19 protein-coding genes, 1 tRNA gene and 1 pseudogene are annotated in these 19,016 nt (G+C 75.3%); 8 read left to right on the forward strand and 13 right to left on the reverse strand.

All coding sequences use genetic code 11. The annotated features are described in order from the left end of the window. The 6 genes and pseudogenes from ACK8OX_RS20550 to ACK8OX_RS20575 all read right to left on the reverse strand — a co-directional run. A pseudogene (locus ACK8OX_RS20550) lies at nt 1-331 on the reverse strand (hypothetical protein); the annotation flags it as partial. An 88-nt stretch (nt 332-419) separates the two neighbouring features. Further along, nucleotides 420-1,742 carry a dihydroorotase gene (locus ACK8OX_RS20555; protein WP_430666114.1) on the reverse strand — a complete coding sequence of 441 codons (1,323 nt, stop codon included), beginning with the start codon at nt 1,740-1,742 and terminating at the stop codon, nt 420-422. A gap of 87 nt (nt 1,743-1,829) precedes the next feature. After that, nucleotides 1,830-3,305 carry a cation:proton antiporter gene (locus ACK8OX_RS20560; protein ID WP_430666115.1) on the reverse strand — a complete coding sequence of 492 codons (1,476 nt, stop codon included), beginning with the start codon at nt 3,303-3,305 and terminating at the stop codon, nt 1,830-1,832. A gap of 37 nt (nt 3,306-3,342) precedes the next feature. Then, entirely contained in the window at nt 3,343-5,106 is a 1,764-nt protein-coding gene (asnB, locus tag ACK8OX_RS20565) for an asparagine synthase (glutamine-hydrolyzing) (protein ID WP_430666116.1), read from the reverse strand. Then, on the reverse strand, nt 5,106-6,122 hold the full coding sequence (locus ACK8OX_RS20570) for a glycosyltransferase (protein WP_430666166.1): 1,017 nt from the start codon (nt 6,120-6,122) through the stop codon (nt 5,106-5,108). The genes asnB and ACK8OX_RS20570 overlap by 1 nt, the downstream gene beginning before the upstream one ends. Nucleotides 6,123-6,136: 14 nt before the next feature. After that, complete coding sequence (locus ACK8OX_RS20575; RefSeq protein ID WP_430666117.1) at nt 6,137-7,051, reverse strand: glycosyltransferase family 9 protein; 915 nt, start codon at nt 7,049-7,051, stop codon at nt 6,137-6,139. A 91-nt stretch (nt 7,052-7,142) separates the two neighbouring features. On the opposite strand from ACK8OX_RS20575, the gene ACK8OX_RS20580 reads away from it, so the two are divergent. Together ACK8OX_RS20580 and ACK8OX_RS20585 are read left to right on the forward strand one after the other, a co-directional pair. Continuing rightward, complete coding sequence (locus ACK8OX_RS20580) at nt 7,143-7,970, forward strand: YgfZ/GcvT domain-containing protein (RefSeq protein ID WP_430666118.1); 828 nt, start codon at nt 7,143-7,145, stop codon at nt 7,968-7,970. Further along, on the forward strand, nt 7,957-8,427 hold the full coding sequence (locus ACK8OX_RS20585; protein ID WP_430666119.1) for a methyltransferase family protein: 471 nt from the start codon (nt 7,957-7,959) through the stop codon (nt 8,425-8,427). Before ACK8OX_RS20580 ends, ACK8OX_RS20585 begins: the two co-directional genes overlap by 14 nt. Before the next feature lie 109 nt (nt 8,428-8,536). Here ACK8OX_RS20585 and ACK8OX_RS20590 read toward each other — a convergent pair whose 3' ends face one another. Continuing rightward, nucleotides 8,537-9,028 (reverse strand): cupin domain-containing protein, encoded by a 492-nt coding sequence (locus ACK8OX_RS20590; protein ID WP_430666120.1) that lies wholly within the window; start codon nt 9,026-9,028, stop codon nt 8,537-8,539. Nucleotides 9,029-9,158: 130 nt separating this feature from the next. Continuing rightward, entirely contained in the window at nt 9,159-9,941 is a 783-nt protein-coding gene (locus tag ACK8OX_RS20595; protein WP_430666121.1) for a hydrogenase expression/formation C-terminal domain-containing protein, read from the reverse strand. A gap of 188 nt (nt 9,942-10,129) precedes the next feature. Here ACK8OX_RS20595 and ACK8OX_RS20600 point away from each other — a divergent pair, with 188 nt between their 5' ends. Continuing rightward, a complete protein-coding gene (locus ACK8OX_RS20600; protein ID WP_430666122.1) occupies nt 10,130-11,041 on the forward strand; it encodes a DMT family transporter in 912 nt (303 codons plus the stop codon). Between the two features lie 3 nt (nt 11,042-11,044). On the opposite strand, the gene ACK8OX_RS20605 is transcribed toward ACK8OX_RS20600, so the two are convergent. Further along, nucleotides 11,045-11,845, reverse strand: coding sequence for an SDR family NAD(P)-dependent oxidoreductase (locus ACK8OX_RS20605; RefSeq protein ID WP_430666123.1), 801 nt, complete (start codon nt 11,843-11,845; stop codon nt 11,045-11,047). A gap of 79 nt (nt 11,846-11,924) precedes the next feature. On the opposite strand from ACK8OX_RS20605, the gene ACK8OX_RS20610 reads away from it, so the two are divergent. Then, nucleotides 11,925-12,491: a carboxymuconolactone decarboxylase family protein gene (locus ACK8OX_RS20610; RefSeq protein ID WP_430666124.1), complete on the forward strand. Its 567-nt coding sequence runs from the start codon at nt 11,925-11,927 to the stop codon at nt 12,489-12,491. A 31-nt stretch (nt 12,492-12,522) separates the two neighbouring features. On the opposite strand, the gene ACK8OX_RS20615 is transcribed toward ACK8OX_RS20610, so the two are convergent. Then, nucleotides 12,523-13,191: a class I SAM-dependent methyltransferase gene (locus tag ACK8OX_RS20615; protein WP_430666125.1), complete on the reverse strand. Its 669-nt coding sequence runs from the start codon at nt 13,189-13,191 to the stop codon at nt 12,523-12,525. Between the two features lie 144 nt (nt 13,192-13,335). Here ACK8OX_RS20615 and ACK8OX_RS20620 point away from each other — a divergent pair, with 144 nt between their 5' ends. From ACK8OX_RS20620 to ACK8OX_RS20630, 3 genes are all read left to right on the forward strand, one after another. After that, the gene (locus ACK8OX_RS20620; RefSeq protein ID WP_430666126.1) at nt 13,336-14,211 is read left to right on the forward strand and encodes a glycosyltransferase; all 876 of its coding nucleotides are present in this window, start codon (nt 13,336-13,338) and stop codon (nt 14,209-14,211) included. Between the two features lie 106 nt (nt 14,212-14,317). Further along, nucleotides 14,318-14,491, forward strand: a complete 174-nt coding sequence (locus ACK8OX_RS20625) for a hypothetical protein (protein ID WP_430666127.1) — start codon at nt 14,318-14,320, stop codon at nt 14,489-14,491. Continuing rightward, nucleotides 14,488-16,929, forward strand: coding sequence for a glycosyltransferase family 4 protein (locus ACK8OX_RS20630; protein WP_430666128.1), 2,442 nt, complete (start codon nt 14,488-14,490; stop codon nt 16,927-16,929). The genes ACK8OX_RS20625 and ACK8OX_RS20630 overlap by 4 nt, the downstream gene beginning before the upstream one ends. A gap of 12 nt (nt 16,930-16,941) precedes the next feature. Here the strand turns inward: ACK8OX_RS20630 and ACK8OX_RS20635 are convergent, their stop codons facing one another. The 3 genes from ACK8OX_RS20635 to ACK8OX_RS20645 form a co-directional block, all read right to left on the reverse strand. Then, nucleotides 16,942-18,087 (reverse strand): Gfo/Idh/MocA family protein, encoded by a 1,146-nt coding sequence (locus ACK8OX_RS20635; protein ID WP_430666129.1) that lies wholly within the window; start codon nt 18,085-18,087, stop codon nt 16,942-16,944. Nucleotides 18,088-18,175: 88 nt separating this feature from the next. Continuing rightward, nucleotides 18,176-18,340 carry a hypothetical protein gene (locus ACK8OX_RS20640; RefSeq protein WP_430666130.1) on the reverse strand — a complete coding sequence of 55 codons (165 nt, stop codon included), beginning with the start codon at nt 18,338-18,340 and terminating at the stop codon, nt 18,176-18,178. Between the two features lie 157 nt (nt 18,341-18,497). After that, nucleotides 18,498-18,580: transfer RNA gene (locus ACK8OX_RS20645), tRNA-Leu, on the reverse strand. A 181-nt stretch (nt 18,581-18,761) separates the two neighbouring features. On the opposite strand from ACK8OX_RS20645, the gene ACK8OX_RS20650 reads away from it, so the two are divergent. Next, nucleotides 18,762-18,974, forward strand: a complete 213-nt coding sequence (locus ACK8OX_RS20650; RefSeq protein WP_430666131.1) for a hypothetical protein — start codon at nt 18,762-18,764, stop codon at nt 18,972-18,974. Nucleotides 18,975-19,016: the final 42 nt, after the last annotated feature.

The following is a 19,016-nucleotide window of genomic DNA, read 5'->3' on the forward strand; positions in this document are numbered from 1 at the left end:
GCGGGGCGGCGGGCGGCGGGCGGATCGCCTCGAACAGGGGGGCGGGCGGCAGCGGCGCGGCCGGGGCCGGGGCCGGGGCCGGCGGCGGCGCGGCGAGCACGGCGAGCAGGCCGCTCGCCGCCGGCGCGTTCAGCGCGTCGAGCAGGCTTGGCGCGGCGGGGCCTTCGGCGGGCGGGGCGTTGAGGAAGGACAGCAGCCCCCCTTCGGCCGGCGCGGGGGCGGGCGCCGTCGCGCCAGGCGCCGGCGGCCGGGCGGGCTCCGCCGCGCCGCCCGTCAGCGAGACCTTGAGGCGCGATGCCCAGTCGCCCGTCCCGTCGCCCGTCTGCGCCATGCCCACCCTCCACGCCGGTCGGCCGACCGATCCTCGTGCGCCCCAATTACCAGCCGCGCATGCCCCCCTCAACGGAGGGAAGGCGCCGTCAGGCGGCGAAGCGCACGGGCGCGCCGGCGGGCGTGCCCAGCACCTCGTCCTCCCGCATCGCCACGCGGCCGCGGATGACCGTCATGGCGGGCCAGCCGGTGCAGCGATGCCCCGCGAAGGGCGTCCAGCCGCAGGGGGAGGCGATCCAGCTCTCCTCGATCACCCGCTGGCGCTTCATGTCCACCACCGTGAAGTCGGCGTCGTAGCCGGCGGCGAGCCGCCCCTTGCCCACCACGCCGTAGACGCGGGCGGGACCGGCGCACATCAGGTCCGCCAGGCGCGAAAGCGACAGCCGCCCGGCGCTGACATGGTCCAGCATCAGCGGCACGATGGTCTGCACCCCGGTCAGCCCCGCGCCGCAATCCGGCCAGGGGCGTTCCTTGGCGGCGCGGGAATGCGGCGCGTGGTCGCTGCCCACCGTGTCCACCGTGCCGTCCGCCACCGCCGCCCAGGCCGCCTTCAGGTGCCGCTCGTCGCGGATCGGCGGGTTCATCACGGCATAGCCGCCCAGCCGGTCATAGGCCTCGTCGGTCTGGGTCAGGTGGTTCAGCAGCACCTCCACCGTGGCGAGGTCGCGGAAGTCCTTCAGGTAGTCCAGCTCCTCGGCGGTGGAGACGTGCAGGATATGCGCCGGCCGCCCCGTGCGGCGCGCCAGCGCCATCAGCCGCCGCGTGCCGAGGAAGGCGCATTCCACGTCGCGCCATTCGGCATGCATCCGGTGCGGCATGCCGGAGCTGTAGAGCGGCTTGCGCGCCTGCAGGCGGTACTCGTCCTCGGAGTGGTAGCAGACGCGGCGGCGGCCCGCGCGCATCACGCGTTCCAGGTTCTCGTCGTCCTCCACCATCAGGTCGCCGGTGGAGGAGCCGGCGAAGACCTTGATGGCGCAGACATTGGGCTGCGCCTCCAGCTCGGCCAGGGATGCGATGTTCGCCTTGGTCGCGCCGACATAGAGCCCCATGTCGCACCAGGCGCGGCCCGCCAGGTGGTCGCGCTTCCAGTCCAGCCGCGCGCGGTCGGTGATGGAAGGCGAGGTGTTCGGCATGTCGAACACCGCCGTCACGCCGCCGAGGATCGCGGCCCTGGTGCCGGTGGCGATCGTCTCGACGGCCGCATCGCCGGGCTCGCGCAGGTGGACATGGCTGTCGATCAGCCCGGGCAGCACATGCAGGCCGGCGCAGTCGATCGCCTCGGCCGCGGCGGCGGCGCGCAGGTCCCCGATGGCCGCGATGCGCCCGCCGCGCACGCCGACATCCGCCGCCTCCACGCCCCAGGGAAGGACGAGGCTGCCGCCGCGGAGCACGAGGTCGAAGGTGGCGGTCATGGGCGGCGGGTTCCTGTCTGACGGGCGCGATGGGTGTCCTACGATTCGGCGCAGGAGACCAGAGGCCGGATGCCGCCGGGCGGGCCGTCAGGGCTGCGGCGGGCCGGCGCCGGTGCCGCCGCCTTCGGCCGCCCTCTCCCGCAGGTCGCTCTCGCGCAGGGCCTTGCGGAGCGATTCGTCGCCGATCTCGTCGCGTTCGTGCAGCCGCAGCAGGGCGCGGCGCCCGGCCTCCTCCGGGGCGTCGGGGGCGCGGTCCCGCGCGGCGGCGGCGGCGCCGCGCGCCTTCTCCTCCTCCGCCTTCGCCTCGGCCGGCGCGGACAGGCCGGCGCGGCGCACCACGGCGCGCAGCGTCAGCCCCTGCACCAGCACGGAGCCGAGGATCACCAGCGCCGCCAGCACCAGCACCAGGTCGCGCCCCGGCGTCGGCTCGCCATCCGGCAGGGTGGCGGGGATGGACAGCGCCGCGATCAGGCCGATGACCGACAGGGTGGAGGCCCAGGCCATCACCCCCGCCGCCCCGCCGCGCGTCGCCGCATCCGCCTCCTCCAGCGCGGCCGAGAGCGGCGGCAGATGCGCCGCGGCGAGCGAGCCGAGCCACTGCACCAGCAGCACCAGCGCCAGGATCGCGGCCGCCGCCCCCGCCACCCGCGCCAGCGGCCAGAAGCCGAGGCCCGCCAGCGCCTCGGGCAGGGCGAGGCCGGCGAAGAAGAACAGCACGGCGGAGGCGAGCAGGCTCGCCTCCTCCCAGAAGGCGGCCGCCGCGATGCGCGTCTCGGCCGAGGACCGCGCCTCCCCCGTCTCCGGGTCCACCCGCGCGGCGGAGACGGTGAGCGCCGCGGCGATCACCGACACGGCGAGGGACAGCGCCAGCCATTCGGCGGCGAGCGCCGCGAGATAGGGCGCGGCGAGCGAGACGGCGATCTCGATCGGCGCCGGCCCGGCGCGGTCCCGCAGCCACAGCACGGCGCGGCCGATGGCGATGCCCGCCGCGGCGCCGCCCGCCAGGCTCCAGGCGATGTCGAGCGCGGCTTCCCCCAGTCCCGGCGGCGCCCGTTCCGACAGCGCCTCCAGCGCCAGGGAGAAGACGGTGAGGGCGACGACCCGCGCCGCGATCTCGCGCGCCTTCAGCGCGTCGGCGACGGCGCGGGGCACATGCGGGCGGCCCTCGGCCTCGTGGAAGATGCGGGTGTCGAACAGCGCGGCGACCACGCCCAGCAGCACCGCCTGCGGGCCGCCGAGGTCCGGCAGCATCCAGCGCGCGACCAGCGCCGTGGCGCCGATGACGGCGAGTGCCACGAGCACGCCGACCAGGCCGCCGGGCAGCAGCGTGCGGCGCAGCAGCAGCGGGGTGATGCGGACATTGCCGGCATAGATGATCGGCGGCAGGAACAGCGCGATCGCGATCCCGGGGTCGAGCCGCACCAGGGGCGGCCCGGGCAGCAGCCCGACCGCGACGCCCGCCCCGGCCAGCACCAGCGTCGCGGGCAGCTTCGCGATCCGGGCCAGCGCCAGCAGCGGCCCGATGCCGGCCAGCAGCAGGGCGACGAAATGTCCGGCTTCCATGCGCCAGCAACGGCCGGGCGGCGGCGGCGTTGCCGGGTCAGCCCCCCAGCACCTCCCACAGGTCGCCCGCCGTGCCGCGCCGCTCGACATGGGCGCGGTGCCACAGCGCGTAGAACAGCAGGTGCCAAGCGGCGAAGCCGCGGTGCTTGTCGCCGCCCGCCGACCGGAACAGCGCCACCACGCGGTCGGGATGCGCCGCTTCCGCCACGCCGGGCTGCGCCGCCACCAGCGGGCCGAGCCGTTCCCCCACGCCCGCGATCCAGGCGCCGACCGGCACGGTGAAGCCCTGCTTCGGCGCGAAGGGGCGGGACGCCGGGGCGTGGCGCGCCAGCCATTGCCGAAGCAGCCACTTGCCGGTGCGCCGGCGCACCTTCAGCTGGTCCGGCAGGCGGAACCCCGCCGCGGCCACCCCGGCGTCGAGGAAGGGCGTGCGCCCTTCCACCGCATGTGCCATCAGACAGCGGTCGAGCTTCGCCAGCAGGTCGTTCGGCAGCCAGTCCGCCACATCCGCCGCCTGCGCCGCCATCAGCCGCGTCCGCCCCGGCGTGGCGGACGCCGCTTCCGCCGCCGCGATGCCGTCGCGCCACAGCCGCGGCGCTTCCCGCAGCACGCCCGGCACATGGTCGAAGCTGCCCGTCGCGCGCGGCTGCTTGCCGCCCAGCCACCAGGGGCGCATCGCGCTGCGGTAGCGACCGTAGCCGCCGAAGATCTCGTCCCCGCCCTCGCCGGACAGCACGACCTTCACCTCCTCCCGTGCGCGCCGCGCGAGGAACCAGGAGGGGATGATGGCGTAGTCCGCCGCCGGGTCGTCCATCGCCGCGACGATGCGCGGCAGGTGGCGCCAGACCTCGGCTTCCGTCACCGCCACCGTGGCGTGGACGGCGCCCGCGGCCTTCGCGGCGGCCTCGGCGGCGGCGCGTTCGTCGGCCGCGCCGGGGGCGTCGAAGGTGGCGGTGAAGCAGCGCACCGGCGCCGCGTTCAGCCGCCGCATCATCGCCAGCACCGCGCCGGAATCGATGCCGCCCGACAGGAACAGGCCATAGGGCACGTCGGCGCGCTGGTGCAGGCGCACGCTCTCCTCGAAGGCGGCGTCGAGCCGGGCGAGCGCCTCCTCCTCGGTGATGTGCTCGGGCCCGCCCTCGGGCAGGGCGGGGCGGCGGTGGCGTTCCACGATGGCGCCGTCGGCGATCACCACCGTCTCGCCCGGCAGCAGGCGGGCGATGCCGTCGAAGATGGTCTCGGCGCCGGTGGTGAACTGCATCTGCAGCAATTCGTCCCGCGCCTCCCGCCGCACCCGCGGCGGCACCAGCCCGGCGGCGAGGATCGCCTGCGGTTCCGACGCGAAGGCGATGCCGCCCGCGACCTGGGCGAGGTAGAGCGGCTTGATCCCGAAGGGATCGCGCGTCAGCACCACCCGCCGCGCCGCGCGGTCGTGCAGCGCCACCGCGTACATCCCGCGCATCTCCGCCGCATAGGCCGGCACGCCGTCGCGGCGGTAGAGATGCAGCGGCGGCTCGCAGTCGCTGCCCGTCGCGCAGCCGAGCGCATGGGCCGCGCGCAGCTCCAGGTAGTTGTAGACCTCGCCATTCGCGACCAGCGCGGCGGGGCCGGAGACCAGCGGCTGGTCGCCGGTCGCGAGGTCGATGATGGCCAGGCGGTTGTGCGCCAGCCCCACGTTGTCCGCCACATGCAGCCCGCTGCCATCCGGCCCGCGATGGTCGAGCGCGCGCAGCATCGCCCGCAGCACACCCGCATCGGGCGTCATGCCGTGGCGCAGCGCGAGGCCGGCGATGCCGCACATCAGGCGTCGATCCTCGCCGCCGCGTCCAGGAACAGGCGCCACTTCGCCAGCACCGGCGCCTCGGCGTGGTGCGCCTCGAACTCCGCGCGGCCTGCGGCGGCCAGCGCCTGCGCGCGGGCGGGATCGTCCAGCAGCGCCGCGACGGCGGCCGCCAGCGCGGCATCGTCGCCGATCGGCACCAGCAGCCCGGTGCGGCCGTCCTCGATCACCTCGCGCGGGCCGTCGGCGGCGGTGGCGACGACGGGGCGGGATGCGGAGAATCCCTCCAGCACGACATTGCCCAGCGGCTCTATCCGGGAGGGGACGACGAGCATCTCCGCCCCCGCCAGCAGCGCGCCGACATCCTGCCGCCAGCCGAGGAAGTCGACCCGCCCGCCGAGGCCGAGTTCGCGCGCCAGCGCCTCCAGCGCCGCGCGCTCCGGCCCTTCCCCGGCCAGGGACAGGTGCGCGTCCCCCGGCAGCCGCGCCATGGCGCGCAGCAGGGTGGGGAAGTCCTTGTTGGGGTGCAGCCGCCCCATCGCCAGGATGCGGCGTGGCCCGGCCAGCGCGGCGGGCGCGGCGCCGGCCAGGTCGGCGGCGAAGTTCGGCAGGTGCTTCAGCCGCTGCCGCGGCCAGCCCTGCGCGGCGATCCAGTCGCAGAGGCCCCGCGTGTTCGCCACCAGCAGGTCGCAGCCGCGGTAGTAGCCGAGGTCGTACTGTCCGCCGAGCCGCCCCACCAGCGTCCAGGGGCGCGAGGAGGGGGTGGCGGCGCGGCAGTACCGCGCCGCGCGGTTCATCCAGGCGACCACCACCTGCGGCCGGAACGCCTCCAGCGTCGCGCGCAGGCGCCGGCCCGTCAGGAAGTCGAAGGGCCCGCCGAAGGGCAGTTCCACCGGCGCCACGCCGCCGGCCGAGAGCCGCGCCGCGCGCCCCACGTCGCGCCGGATCACCGCCAGCACGTCGAGCCCCTGGCGGTGCTGGGCGAGGACCAGCCTCTCGAAGAAGGCCTCCGCCCCGCCCTGGGGGGCGCCGGCCATCACATGCGCCACCCTCACGCCGCCGCCTCCCGCCGCAGCAGCGCCTCGGCCGCCGCCACCGCGCGGTCCACGGGCAGCGCCGCCATGGTGGTGCGGAAGGGCTCGCCATCCGCCTGCACGGCGACGGCCCGCGGGCCGCAGGGCCCGTATTCGCGCGGGTCGGACTGCCCGAACAGCCCGACCACCGGCGCGCCCGCCGCAGCGGCCAGGTGCATCAGCCCGGAATCGTTGCCGAGATAGAGCGCGGCGCGGCGCAGCACCGCCGCGACCACCGGCAGGTCCAGCGTGCCGACCAGGTCCACCGCGCCCGGCAGCGCCGCCAGCACCGGCGCGGCCGAAGCGCGCTCCGCCCCGCCAGGCCCGCCGAGCACGGCGATGCGCGCGCCCGCCAGCGCGCCGCCCGGCGCGGTCAGCGCCCGCGCGGCCGCGACGAAACGGTCCGCCGGCCAGACCTTCTCCGCCCAGTTGGCGGTCGGCCCCAGCACCAGCCAGGGGCCGCCCGGCAGCAGCGCGGCGGCGCGGGCCTCGTCCTCCGGCGCGGTCCAGGCGACCGGCAGCGGCGGCGGGGACAGGCCGAGCACCGCGCCGATATGCGTCAGCCGGTGCCCTGCCCGCCGCCCGCCCCGGCCCACGGCACGCCGCCGCGCCGGCACCGTCCAGGCCAGGGCGGAGGCGCGCAGGTCCACCACCAGGTCCCAGCGCGTGAAGGCCACCTGCCGCCAGAGATCGAGCCAGTGGAGCGACCAGCGGCGCTTCGCCACCACGATCAGCCTCTCGAGTCCCGGCATCCGCGCGAAGACGCCCGCCGCGGCGGGGCCGCAGGCCACCGTGACGCGCGCCCCCGGATGCCGCGCCAGCAGGTGGCCGAGCAGCGCGGTGGAGAGCACGGCATCGCCGATGCGGGTGGCGGTGACGAAAAGGATCCTCATGGGCCCGGGGCGCATAGCACGCCCCGCCGCGCCGCCCCACCCCGCGCGGGCGAAGGTTGCAACGACCCGCCCGCCCTCCCACCTGCCGGGGATGCCGACAGCCCTCCTGCCGGGACGGGGCGTGGTGGAGGTGACGGGCGAGGACCGCGTCGCCTTCCTCCAGGGCCTCGTCTCGAACGACGTCACCAAGGCCGCGCCGGGCGTGGCCGTCTGGTCCGCGCTGCTGACCCCGCAGGGGAAGTGGCTGGCGGACTTCTTCGTCCTGGCCGAGGACGGTCGCCTGCTGCTGGACTGCGCGCGCGACGGCGCGGCGGAACTGGCGAAGGCGCTGGGCCGCTTCCGGCTGCGCGCGAAGGTGGCGCTGCGCGACGCGTCGGGCGACTTCGCGGTGCATGCGCTGTGGGGCGGCGCGCTGCCGCCACCCGGCACCATCGCCGCGCCGGACCCGCGCCTGTCGGAGGCGGGCTGGCGCGTGCTGTCGGCGGCGCCGCTGCCGGCGGATGCCACGGCTGGGGAGTACGACCGGCACCGGCTGTCGCTCGGCCTGCCCGACGGCGCGCCGGACATGGAGCGGGAGAGGTCGGTGCTGCTGGAAGGCGGCTTCGACGAGCTCCACGGCGTGTCCTGGTCGAAGGGCTGCTACATGGGGCAGGAGCTGACGGCGCGGACGAAGTATCGCGGGCTGCTCAAGAAGCGGCTGTTTCCCGTCGCGGTCGCGGGCCCGCTGCCGCCGCCCGGCACGCCGGTGACGCGCGACGGGGCGGAGGTGGGGGAGATGCGCTCGGCCCGCGACGGGCAGGGCCTCGCCCTGCTGCGGATCGAGGCGGCGGAGGCCGGCGGCGCCCTGCGCTGCGCCGAGGCCGTGCTGACCCCGCGCATCCCCGGCTGGATGAGGCTGCCCACCCGTGAACCCGCCTGACGCCGACACGCATGGGCCGGGGGTGCGCGTCCCGCCGCCGGTCATCGCCGCGGCGGTGATGGCCGCGGCCTGGGGGCTCGACCGCGTCTGGACGGTCCGGCTCGGCCCGCCGGCGCCGGAACTCGGCTGGATGGTGGTGTTCCTGGCGCTGGCGCTGATCGGCTGGGCGCTGGCGGTGATGGCGAAGGCCGGCAACGACCCGCGCCCCGACCGGCCCGATGCCGCGCTGGTGGAGTCCGGGCCGTTCCGCTTCGGGCGCAACCCGATCTATCTCGGCTTCCTGCTGGTCGCGACGGGGCTGGCGCTGATGTGGGGCACGCTGTGGGGCTGGGTCGGCGTCGCGGTGCTGCACGGCCTGCTCGACCGCCTGGTGGTCGCGCGGGAGGAGGCGTATCTCGCGCGCCGCTTCGGCGCGGCCTACGACGCCTATCGCGGCCGCGTCCGTCGCTGGATGTGAGGCCGCCGCGCGGCCGTCCCGGCCCGCGGCCGGCCGCCGCCGAATCGGCGGCGACGCATGGCAGGATGGGGGGCATGGATGCGCCGGCATCCATGCTGGCCCATGCGGATCAGGGCGCCTTGTGGATCGGGTCGATCCAGGCGACGCCCTCGGGCTTCTCCACCGGTTCGATGTCGAGGTTGACGACCACCGCCTCGTTGTCGCTGCGGACCAGGACGCAGCGCAGCGTCTCGTCGCTGCTGGCGTTGATCTCCTGGTGGGGGACGAAGGGGGGGACGTAGATGAAGTCTCCCGGCCCGGCCTCGGCCACGAATTCCAGCCTCTCCCCCCAGCGCATGCGGGCGCGGCCGCTGACCACGTAGATGACGCTTTCCAGCGGGCCGTGGTGGTGCGCGCCGGTCTTGGCGTCGGGGTGGATGTGGACGGTGCCGGCCCAGATCTTCTGCGCGCCGGTGCGCGCCGCGTTGATCGCGGCCGCGCGGTGCATCCCCGGCGTCTGCGCGGTGTTGGCATCGAGGCTGTCGCCCGGGATCACGCGGACGCCGCTGTGCTTCCAGCCATCCTCGGGGATGCTCGGGTGGTCGTGCCCGTCATGGGGCATGGTGCGGTACTCCTGCCATGGGCGGACAGGAACGCGGCAGGCGGCGCGGCGTGCAAGCCCCCCGGCGCGGGAAAGCGACATCCTTCCCCGATCCCGCCGGGTCGCGCGGCGCGGCATCCCCGGATCGCCGTCAGCGCGCGAAGGCCTTCACCACCTCCTCGAGCCGCTCCGCGCTGTCGGCCATGTCCTGCGGGGCGGCGCGCAGCGCCTCCGGGATGTCGCCGACCTCGATCGTGTCGCGCGCAGCGCCGCCGCGCGCATCGTGGTGGCGCAGGCGCCACAGGTGGCGGGACCGGGTGGCGGACACCTCCACCCCGCCATAGCCCAGCACGGTGGCGCGCACCGGCCCCTCGCCCAGCCAGGCGGCCAGGGCAGGCATTGCCGCCGGGTCCGGCGCCAGCACCCGGCCGGCCGCGCCCGGCGCGAAGCCCGCGGCAAGGCGCGCGACCTCCTCCGCGAAGGCGGTGTCGGGCCGTCCGCCGGCGGGCGGGGCGGCCGGGCAGCGGGCCAGCGCCTCCCGCAGCACGGCCGGCACCTCGCCCGCCTCGATGCGCACAGGGCCGCCCGCCGCGTCCCGGATGCGCCAGACGCCGGGCATGACGGATTCCACCGCGAGCACCGGGCCGGGCGCGATCTCGATCCGCACCTCGCCCTCGCCCAGCAGGTCCAGCACCGCGCGGCGGTCCCCGGGCGGGAGGGAGGCGAGCGGGATCGCGTCCGCCGCCCCTGCCCCGCGCAGCGCGGCGGCGAGGCTCCGCAGGAAGGCCGCCGCCGCCGGACCCGCCCCCGCGCCGAGCAGCCGGGACGAGGGGCGGCGCACCCCCTGCGAGCCCGCGATCAGCCGCGGCGCGTCGGCGCGGTCGCGGAGCGCGGGCGGGGCGGTGTCGAGCAGGGCATCGAGGGCGCGTCCCATCCGTTCCACTCCTGCGTTCCGTCCGGATGCGGCAGCCATCCCCCCGCCGGGAAGGCAGGAGGGCCTGGCGCGGAGTGAAGCCGCGCCGCGATCGCGGCCGCCTTGATCTGCCGCAAACCGGCCCCGGTGCCGGCAGCCCCGCGCCGGCGGCGGTGGACCGGTGGCGGGCGGCGTGGTGGGATCGGCCCATGGCGCAACGCGACGAGGCTCGGCATCCGGCGGTGGCGGCGCGCGTGGACGACCCGCTGCGCGGCATCGCGCTGCAGATGTCGGCCATCGGCCTGTTCTCGGTCTCCGACACCATGGCCAAGCGCCTCGGCGAGAGCCTGCCGCCGGTGGAGATCGCCTGGCTGCGCTACCTGGTCTTCGTCACGCTGGCGGTGATGCCGCTGATGCGGCGCGGCGGGCTCGGCGTGCTGCGGTCGCGCGCGCCGGGGCTGCAGGTGCTGCGGGCGGTGGGCGTCGCGGGATCGGCGATCTTCTTCATCCTGGCGCTGCGCCACCTGCCGCTGGCCGAGGCGACGGCGATCAACTTCGTCTCGCCCGCCTTCATCACCGCGCTGTCGGTGGTCTTCCTGGGCGAGGTGGTGGGCTGGCGGCGGTGGAGCGCGCTCTGCGTCGGGCTGCTCGGCGCGCTCATCGTCATCCGGCCGGGCACGGATGCCTTCCAGGTCGCGGCGCTGCTGCCGATCGCCTCCTCGGCCTTCTGGGCGATGGCGGCGGTGGTGACGCGGCGGATGGCGGGGGTGGACGCGACCACGACGACGCTGGCCTGGACCGCGGGGGTGGGCTTCCTGCTGCTGACGCTGCTGCTGCCCTTCGGCGTGCAGGTGCCGACCTGGCCGCAGCTCTGGCTGGGGCTTGCCATCGGGCTGGTGTCGAGCGTCGCGCAATGGCTGGTGGTGCTGGCCTATCGCGTGGCGCCGGCATCGGTGCTGGCGCCGTTCAGCTACGTGCAGCTCATCACCTCCGGCCTGCTCGGGCTGGTGGTGTTCGGCGCGGTGCCGGACCGCTGGACGCTGGTCGGCGCGCTGGTGATCGCGGCGAGCGGGCTCTACACCGCGCATCGCGAGAGGGTCCGCGCGCAGGAGAGGCGGTGACGCCTATCCGCAGCGCACCGACATCCCCCCATCCACCACGAGTTCGGTGCCGGTGACGAACCGCGCCTCGTCGGAGGCGAGGAACAGCACGGCATTCGCCGTGTCCCGCCCGTCGCCCGCGAAGCCGAGCGGGATGCGCGCGACGCGCTGCGCGACGATCGCCGCCACGTCGCCGCCCGCGCGCTGGCCGGCCAGGCGGGCTTCCACCATCGGCGTGTGCATCTGCCCCGGCACCACCGTGTTCACGCGGATGCCGCGCGCCGCATACTGCACCGCGACCACGCGCGACAGCTGGATGACGCCGGCCTTCGACGCCGCATAGGCGACCTGCGCCGCGCCGGTCCAGCGGATGCCGGAGGTGGAGGCGAGGTTGACCACCGCGCCGCCGCCCTGCGCCTCCATCACCGGCAGGACATGCTTCAGCATCAGGAAGACGGATTTGAGGTTGGTGTCCACCTGGAGGTCCCACACCTCCTCCGCCATCTCCACCGGGCCGCCGGGCGCCGATCCGCCGACATTGTTCACCAGCACGTCGATGCGGCGGTGGCGGGCCGCGGCATCGGCGACGATGCGGGCGATGGCGGCGCCGTCCGTCACGTCCGCGGCCACCGCCTCGAACCGGCCGCCATCCGCGGCGATGCGCGCCGCCGTCTCCGCCATCGCGTCCGGGCTGCGGTCGAGGCCGATGACCGCGGCGCCTTCCCGCGCGAGGGCCACCGCGATGGCGCGGCCGTTGCCCCAGCCGGGGCCGACGCAGCCCGCGCCGGTGACGAGGGCGATCCGGCCGGCGAAGCGCTGCTGCATGGCGTGGTTTCCCCTGGCTTGTCGCGCCGCGCGCGTTTCGGCATCACCATGCCATCACGCCGCGCAGGGAGGAAACCGCATGGCCCGCCTGGAACTGCCGCCCGAGGACGCGATGACGCCGGAGCAGAAGGCGGCGGTCGCGGAGGTGGTGGCCGGCATCCGCGGCCGCGTCCCCGCGCCCATGGTCGCCTGGCTGCGCAGCCCGGAACTGGCCAGCCGCGCGCAGAAGCTCGGCGAATTCCTGCGCTACGGCACGACGCTGGAGCCGAAGCTGTCCGAGATGGCGATCCTGGTCTGCGGGCGGCACTGGACCTCGCACCACGAATGGACCGCGCACAAGCGCGAGGCGCTGAAGGCGGGCCTGGAGCCGGAGGTGATCGCCGCCATCGCCGCGCGCCGCCGCCCCGCGCTGGCGGATGCGCGGGAAAGCGCGGTCTACGAGGTGTCCACCACCCTGCTCTCCACCGGGCGCGTGCCGCGGGCGCTGCATGACAGCGCGACCGCGGCGCTGGGCGGGCAGGGGCTGGTCGAGCTGGTCGGCATCCTCGGCTACTACTGCCTCGTGTCGCTGACGCTGAACGCCTTCGAGCTCGGCCTGCCCGGCAGCATCGCGCCGGAACTGGAAGACCCCGCGCCGATGGGGTGACGCTGCCGGCCGGCCATGGCGGCGGGCGGCGTCAGACCGCCGCGTCGCCCCCCGGCCCGTCCGCCTTCGGCGCCCTGGCCTGCCGCTTCACCAGGATGAGGGACTTGCGGATCGCGCAGGCCTCGGCGACCTGGTTGCGCCAGATCTGCGCCACCTCGTCCTCGCCCGGCGTCGGCGCGTTCGGCTCCGTCCCGACGGAGAGGAGGAAGTCGAGGTAGTATTTCATCCAGGCCGTGGTCGGCAGCGCGCCGCGGTCCCGGCCGTAGCGCGGCACGTAGCTCGTGTTGATGTCCTCGATGATGAAGACGCCGCCCGGCCGCAGATGCGGGAACAGCCGGCGGAAGGCGAGCTGCTGGTGGTCCCAGAGATGGCTGCCGTCATCGAGGATGAGGTCGAAGGGCCCGTGCCGCCCGGCGACCGCGGCGAGGAACTTCGGGTCGCCCGCATTGCCGATCTCGACGCCGATGCGGTCGGTCCGGTGCGCGGCCCTCTCGGGTTTCACGTCGATGCCGAGGATCGCGGCGCGCGGGAAGTAGTCGGCCCACATCCGGAGCGATGCACCGTCGAGGACGCCCACCTCCAGCACCGCCGCCGCGCTGTCCCGCATCCCCGCGAGGTAGCGTTCGTAGGTGCGGAGGAAGTCGTGCCGGTTGCTTGCCTTGTCCGTGCCATGGCGGAGGCCGAGTTCGTCGAGGCGCATGGGAGGACCGATCCACCACAATTCGCCGCGAGCCTGCGGCGGCCCTCGCCGTCCTGTCAAAGGGACGGCGCGGCGCGGCATTGCCGCCGGCCGGCGCGGGGCGCAGAGAGGGGCCGCCTCGGCGGCAGGGGGATACGGATGGCGATGCGGCTGGTCCTCGGCGACGCGCTCTACAGGCACGACCCGGCGCGCCCCCCGCTCGATGCGCTGACGGTCCTGCTGACGCGCTTCAACATGGTCCTGCCGGGCTTCCGCGAGGCCGGCCGCCTGCTGGACGAGGAGAGCTTCGCCGCCTGGCTCTCCGCCAGGGTCGGGATCTTCCGCCATGTCTGCCTCCGCAGCGTCCTCTCCCAGCGGCCGCGGCCGGATCTCTGGCTGATCGGCTTCGACGCGGCGCGGCGGGACGCGGTGCGGCCGGTGCTCGACGCCATCGCGGCGCATGACTGGATCGTGCCGGTCTGGCAGGAGACCACGGACGGCGTCGCGGAAGGCCTGCAGCTGCCCTTCCTGCGCGAGATCGAGCTGCGGCGCACGCCGTCCCACCGCTGGCTGGTGACGACGCGGCTCGACAACGACGATGCGCTGAACCGGCTGTTCTTCGCGACGCTGGCCGAATACGCCGCCGCCGTGCAGGCCGCGCGGCCCGCGCTCGACGACCACTGGATCGTGTTCCCCTACGGCGCCCAGTACGGCGCCGGCCGTTTCCGGCTGTTCCCGCAGACCAACAACGCCTTCCTGTCGCGGGTGGAGCGCCTGCCCGCGGACGGGCCGGCGCGCGTCGCGACCGTGCTGCAGATCAACCACTCCCGCGTGCTCGATGCGGGGCAGGTCTTCCTGCCGGTCACGCGCCAGCCGATGTGGCTGCAATTCGTCCATGGCGGCAATGTCAGCAACCGGCTGAACCCCCACCTCGTCCATGTGGCGGAGCCGGAGGCGGAACTGGCGCGCTTCGGGCTGCTGAAGCCGGTCCTCGACCGCTGGAGCCCCGCGGAGGGCGAGGAAGCGCCGGCCCCGCGTTGACCCCCCCGCGCACCGCGTGCGAGACAGCGCCCGCCGCGCCCGCATCGCGGACCCCATGGGCCGCGCCCGCCGCGGCGACCCCCACTTGCCCGGACCGCGCCCCGACATGACAGCCCCCGACAGCCCCGCCGGCACCCTGCCCGGCGACCGGCCCTTCGACGGCTGGGTGGAGGTCGACCAGGCCGTGCTGCTGCGCGTGCTGGCCACCATCGACGCATTCGGCGAGGGGGCCGGCGCCGATGCCGCCATCCGAGACGCCGAGGAGCCGCCGGAGGCATGAGCGGCATCCGCGGGCGCCTCAACGCCATCCGCGCCGGCCGCGTCGTCGGCTGGATGCGCCGCCCGGCGGGGGGAGGGGAGGCGGTGGTCCGCATCCTCCTCGACGACGTCCCGGTGGGGGAGGTCGCGGCGGACCGCCCGGTGCCGGGGCCCGCGCTGGCGCGGCTCGGGGCGGATGCGCGCGGCTTCGCCCTCGACATCGGCGCGGCGCTGCGCGCGCATGGCGGGCGGGCACGGGTCCGCGCGGTGGCGGCCGAGGGCGGGTGGGACCTGGCGGGCAGCCCGGTCGAGCATGTGGTGCCGGCGGATGGCGCGGCCACGCATCTCGCCGGTGGCGTCCTGCTGGGCTGGGCGCATGGCCCGGCCTTCGCGCCGGCGCGGGTGGTGCTGCGGCGCGGCGGGGCGGACCTGCTGGCCTGGCCCTGCGCGGAGCATCGGCGGGAACTGGCCGGACGCGGGCTCGCCGGGCACGGCTTCCGCCTGCCGCTGTTCGCGCTGCTCGGGCCCGGGGAGCGGGACGGGCTGTCGCTCCGCATCGAGGGGGCGGAGCACGACATCCGGCTGCCGCCCCTGCCGGCGGATGGCGGGGGTGCCGGGCGTTCCGCCGGCGCGCTGCCCTTCCCCGATGGCGCGGCGGCGCGGCGCGCGCTGCTTGGGGCGCTGGCCGGGGCGGGGGGGCCGGCCGCCTCGCTGTCCCCCGCGCTGTTCCAGTCGGTGCTCAACCGGCTGTCGAGCGTGGAGGAGGCCGCCGCCGAGGCGGATGAGCACGCGGCGCTGCTCGATGCGCGCGGCGAGGGGCGGCGTCGCGCCCCGCCACCGCCGCCCGGCGGCGCCGATCCGGCGACGCTGGAGGGCCGCCTGGACGCCATGCTGCGCGACGGCCGTCGTCTCACCATGGCGGCGCGGAGCGAGGCGATGGCCGCGCTGCTGCCCGCCCATCGCGGGGCCACGGCCGGGGAACGCGCGGCCTTCCGGGCCGCGCTGCTGCGCCATGGCGATGCGCGCCTGCTGCGCGCGGCGGCAAGGGCCTTCCGGCTGGGCGATTCGCTGTCCCTGCCGGCCGAGGCCTATGCGCGCAGCCTCGACGTGGCACGCGCCGCGCCGACGCGGGCCAATATCCGCCACCTGCGCCAGCTGCGGTCCTGGCACGACTTTGCGCAGGCGCAGCCGGTCCTGCCGGGGCGCCGCGTGACGGCGCCGGCGGGGCGGCGGCGCGCGCTCTACGTGCTGTGGCGCTGCCTGCCCTACGACCAGAACGGCTACGTCCTGCGCTCGCACTACCTGCTGCGCGGCCTGCTCGGGACCGGGGAGGACGTGATCGCGGTCAGCCGGCTCGGCTATCCCTGGGACGCCGAGAAGCGGATGCCCGCGGGGGCGATGCTGGAGACGGAGGACGGCGTCCCCTACCTCCATCTCGGCGGGGCGGAGGCCAACAGGCTGACCATGACGCTGCACGCCTACATCGCCGAATGCGCGGACCGCATCGCGATGGCCGCGCTGTCCGCCGGGGCGGACCTGATCCATGCCGCGTCGAACTGGATGGTGGGGCTGCCCGCGCTGATGGCCGCGCGCATGACGGGCCTGCCCTTCTGCTACGAGATGCGCGGGCTGTGGGAGGTGACGCGCGCCTCCTACACGCCAGGCTACGAGGCGAGCGAGCACTTCGCCCTGTTCCGCGACATGGAAAGCTTCGTGGCCGCGCGCGCGGACCTGCTGTTCACCATCACCCGCGGCGTGCGGAGCGAGATGGCGCGCCGCGGCGTGGACATCTCGGCGGCGCGCATCGCGCCGAATGGCTGCGACACCTCCCGCTTCGTGCCGGCGCCGCGGAACGCGGCGCTGGCCGCGACGGTCGGCATCGCGCCGGGGGAGGTGGTGCTGGGCTACATCGGCACCTTCGCCCAGTACGAGGGCCTGCCCGACCTGTGCCGCGCCGCGGCGGAACTGCACCGCCGCGGCATCGCCTTCCGCCTGCTGATCGTGGGCGACGGCCCCGCCCGCGCCGAGATGGAGGCGCTGCTGCGCGACCTCGACCATGGCGGGCGCATCATCCTGCTGGACCGCGTGCCCTTCGACGCGGTGCCGGACTACTACTCGCTGGTGGACATCGCGGTCTTCCCGCGCATCCCGACCGCGATCACCGAGCTCGTCTCCCCCCTGAAGCCCTTCGAGGCGATGGCGATGGCCAAGCCGGTCATCGGCTCCGACGTGGAGGCCATCGCGGAGATCGTGCGCCACGGCGAGACGGGATGGCTGTTCCGCAAGGGCAGCCTCGACTCGCTGGTGGAGACGCTGCAGGCGGCGCTCGCCTCGCCCGAGGCGGTGCGCCGCGCGGGGGAGGCGGCGCGCCGCTTCGTCCAGCGCCACCACGAATGGCACGTCATCGCCGGCCATGTCGCCGAGGGCTGGCGGGACCTGCGCGCCGCCCGTGGAGGCTGACCCGCCCGCGCACTACCCAAGGCTGGGGAGGTCCACCCAGCGCCGCTCGAGGTGGCTGCGGTACGCGGCCTCGGCTAGTTGCACGCCCTTCGCGCCTTCCAGCAGCGAATAGGGGAAGGGCGCGTCCTCGGCGACGTGGCGCAGGAACAGCTCCCACCCCGCGCGGTAGCTGCCGACCGGCTCCTGCTCGACCGGCACGGGCGTCCACTGGTCGAAGAAGCTGGCGGTCTGGCGGATGGCGGAGGCGATCGCGCCCTTCGGCGTGTCGGCCAGCGTCTGGACCCAACATTCGAAGGGACCGCCGACTGCCGAGCCCAGCGTGCCGTCCACCTGCACCTGGATGCCCGCATCGCGCCGCACCCGCGTCGCCCAGGAGCTGTTGACCGAGGCGATGACGCCCCCCTCCAGCTCCAGCTTGGCGAAGACGGCGTCCTCCACGTCGACCTCGTAGGGCTGGCCGTGTTCGTCCACGCGGCGGGGGACCTGCGTGCGGTGCACGGCGCTGACCGACCGCACCTCCCCCGCCAGCCCGTCCAGCATGTAGCGCCAGTGGGGGAACATATCGAGGATCAGGCCGCCGCCGTCCGCCTTCCGGTAGTTCCAGCTCGGCCGCTGGCCGGGCACGTCGAAGCCATCGAAGATCCAGCGCCCCATCTCGAGCCGCAGCTCCAGCAGCCGCCCGAGCGCGCCGGAGCGGATGAGGCCGCGCAGCGCCGCGAATCCCGGCAGGAACAGCTTGTCCTGCACCGTGCCGTGCTTCACCCCCGCCCTTCGCGCGGCGTCCAGCAGGCCGAGCGCCCCCGCCAGGTCCCGCGCCACCGGCTTCTCGATGTAGACATGCTTGCCCGCCGCGATGGCGCGATGCGCCAGCTCCACCCGCCCGCCGGTCGCGCCGGCATCGAAGAAGACCGGATGGTCGGGCGAGGCGAGCGCCGCGTCGAGGTCGGTCGTCCAGCGTTCGACGCCGAGCGCCCGCGCCACCGGCGCCAGCCGCTCGGCGGAGCGGCCGACCAGCAGCAGGTCCGGCACCAAGCGGTCGCCGTTCGACAGCGCGAGGCCGCCTTCGCGGACCATGGCCAGCAGCCCGGGCAGGTGCTGGCGTCGCGCCAGCTCCCCGGTCGCGCCGTTGAAGACGATGCCCAGCCTGCGTTCGGCCATGCGCGCGGAACTCCCCCGTTGCGTGCGGCGCGACGCTACCGGCCGGGCCGGGACGCGTCCACGCGGGCCGCCGGGCGCGCCATGCGCCTCAGCAGGCCGGCTGCGCCGCCTGGCGCTCCAGCTGCTCGGCCGCGTGTTCGTAGGCGCGCGCGCGTTCGAGCATGAGGTCCCGGTCGGGACGGTAGCTCGTCAACCGGGCAAGCTCATGGCATTCGGCCGCGCGGGCACGCAGCCGCGCGGCTTCCTTCAACATCTCCGAAATAGGCGGATCCCCCAGGCGAGTGTTGTCACGTCGCCTTCCTCGCCCGACGGTAGAGCATGTGCCCGCCTGGGCAGGCCAGCGCCGTATGGTTGTAGTGAACTGGATTTAATGTAACGCCGGCCCGGTCATGATCCACCGCCGGACACCGTGCCCCCGGGGAGATTCGAACTCCCACACCCTCTCGGGCGAGCGATTTTGAGTCGCCTGCGTCTACCGTTCCGCCACAGGGGCACGCCGGGGCGGTCTACGACGGATCGGGCGGGCTGGGAACCATTTGCCGATCGGGCGGCGGTTGGGCGGGACACCAGGGCAGGCTGCGCCGGGGCTCTCTTTTCCGTGTGGACGTGCTCACGGTTTCGTGTAAAGCATACGACATACGAACGCCGCCTTCGAGCATCGGACCCTTTCGACGATGAAGAGAGCCCTCTCGGCCATCCAGGCCGAAACCGCCGCGCTGGCAATCTCGGTGATCTGGCTGCTGGTCGCGCAGTTCATGGCGGTGCTGGCCTGGGATGCGCAGCTGCTGACCCGCCAGGGCGCGCTGGTCCACTGGCTGCTGGTCGGCGTCCTGCCGCCTGCGCTCGCCCTCTGGGGCATGAAGCCCTCGGCGGCGCCAACGCGCTGAGAGCATCCGGACCGCGGGCGTTGCAGCGTCCCGCGCTCACAA

The organism is Falsiroseomonas sp. CW058 (assembly GCF_050563535.1).
Taxonomy (GTDB): domain Bacteria; phylum Pseudomonadota; class Alphaproteobacteria; order Acetobacterales; family Acetobacteraceae; genus Falsiroseomonas.

What these genes read in the sequence shown, in the direction of transcription:
- ACK8OX_RS20560 (WP_430666115.1), bottom strand. Translation starts at nt 3,305, where the DNA reads ATGGAAGCCGGACATTTCGTCGCCCTGCTGCTGGCCGGCATCGGGCCG.
- asnB (WP_430666116.1), bottom strand. Translation starts at nt 5,106, where the DNA reads ATGTGCGGCATCGCCGGCCTCGCGCTGCGCCACGGCATGACGCCCGAT.
- ACK8OX_RS20570 (WP_430666166.1), bottom strand. Translation starts at nt 6,122, where the DNA reads ATGGCCGGCGCCCCCCAGGGCGGGGCGGAGGCCTTCTTCGAGAGGCTG.
- ACK8OX_RS20575 (WP_430666117.1), bottom strand. Translation starts at nt 7,051, where the DNA reads ATGAGGATCCTTTTCGTCACCGCCACCCGCATCGGCGATGCCGTGCTC.
- ACK8OX_RS20605 (WP_430666123.1), bottom strand. Translation starts at nt 11,845, where the DNA reads ATGCAGCAGCGCTTCGCCGGCCGGATCGCCCTCGTCACCGGCGCGGGC.
- ACK8OX_RS20635 (WP_430666129.1), bottom strand. Translation starts at nt 18,087, where the DNA reads ATGGCCGAACGCAGGCTGGGCATCGTCTTCAACGGCGCGACCGGGGAG.
- ACK8OX_RS20625 (WP_430666127.1), top strand. Translation starts at nt 14,318, where the DNA reads ATGACAGCCCCCGACAGCCCCGCCGGCACCCTGCCCGGCGACCGGCCC.
- ACK8OX_RS20600 (WP_430666122.1), top strand. Translation starts at nt 10,130, where the DNA reads ATGGCGCAACGCGACGAGGCTCGGCATCCGGCGGTGGCGGCGCGCGTG.
- ACK8OX_RS20615 (WP_430666125.1), bottom strand. Translation starts at nt 13,191, where the DNA reads ATGCGCCTCGACGAACTCGGCCTCCGCCATGGCACGGACAAGGCAAGC.
- ACK8OX_RS20555 (WP_430666114.1), bottom strand. Translation starts at nt 1,742, where the DNA reads ATGACCGCCACCTTCGACCTCGTGCTCCGCGGCGGCAGCCTCGTCCTT.
- ACK8OX_RS20630 (WP_430666128.1), top strand. Translation starts at nt 14,488, where the DNA reads ATGAGCGGCATCCGCGGGCGCCTCAACGCCATCCGCGCCGGCCGCGTC.
- ACK8OX_RS20620 (WP_430666126.1), top strand. Translation starts at nt 13,336, where the DNA reads ATGCGGCTGGTCCTCGGCGACGCGCTCTACAGGCACGACCCGGCGCGC.
- ACK8OX_RS20640 (WP_430666130.1), bottom strand. Translation starts at nt 18,340, where the DNA reads ATGTTGAAGGAAGCCGCGCGGCTGCGTGCCCGCGCGGCCGAATGCCAT.
- ACK8OX_RS20610 (WP_430666124.1), top strand. Translation starts at nt 11,925, where the DNA reads ATGGCCCGCCTGGAACTGCCGCCCGAGGACGCGATGACGCCGGAGCAG.
- ACK8OX_RS20590 (WP_430666120.1), bottom strand. Translation starts at nt 9,028, where the DNA reads ATGCCCCATGACGGGCACGACCACCCGAGCATCCCCGAGGATGGCTGG.
- ACK8OX_RS20595 (WP_430666121.1), bottom strand. Translation starts at nt 9,941, where the DNA reads ATGGGACGCGCCCTCGATGCCCTGCTCGACACCGCCCCGCCCGCGCTC.
- ACK8OX_RS20650 (WP_430666131.1), top strand. Translation starts at nt 18,762, where the DNA reads ATGAAGAGAGCCCTCTCGGCCATCCAGGCCGAAACCGCCGCGCTGGCA.
- ACK8OX_RS20580 (WP_430666118.1), top strand. Translation starts at nt 7,143, where the DNA reads ATGCCGACAGCCCTCCTGCCGGGACGGGGCGTGGTGGAGGTGACGGGC.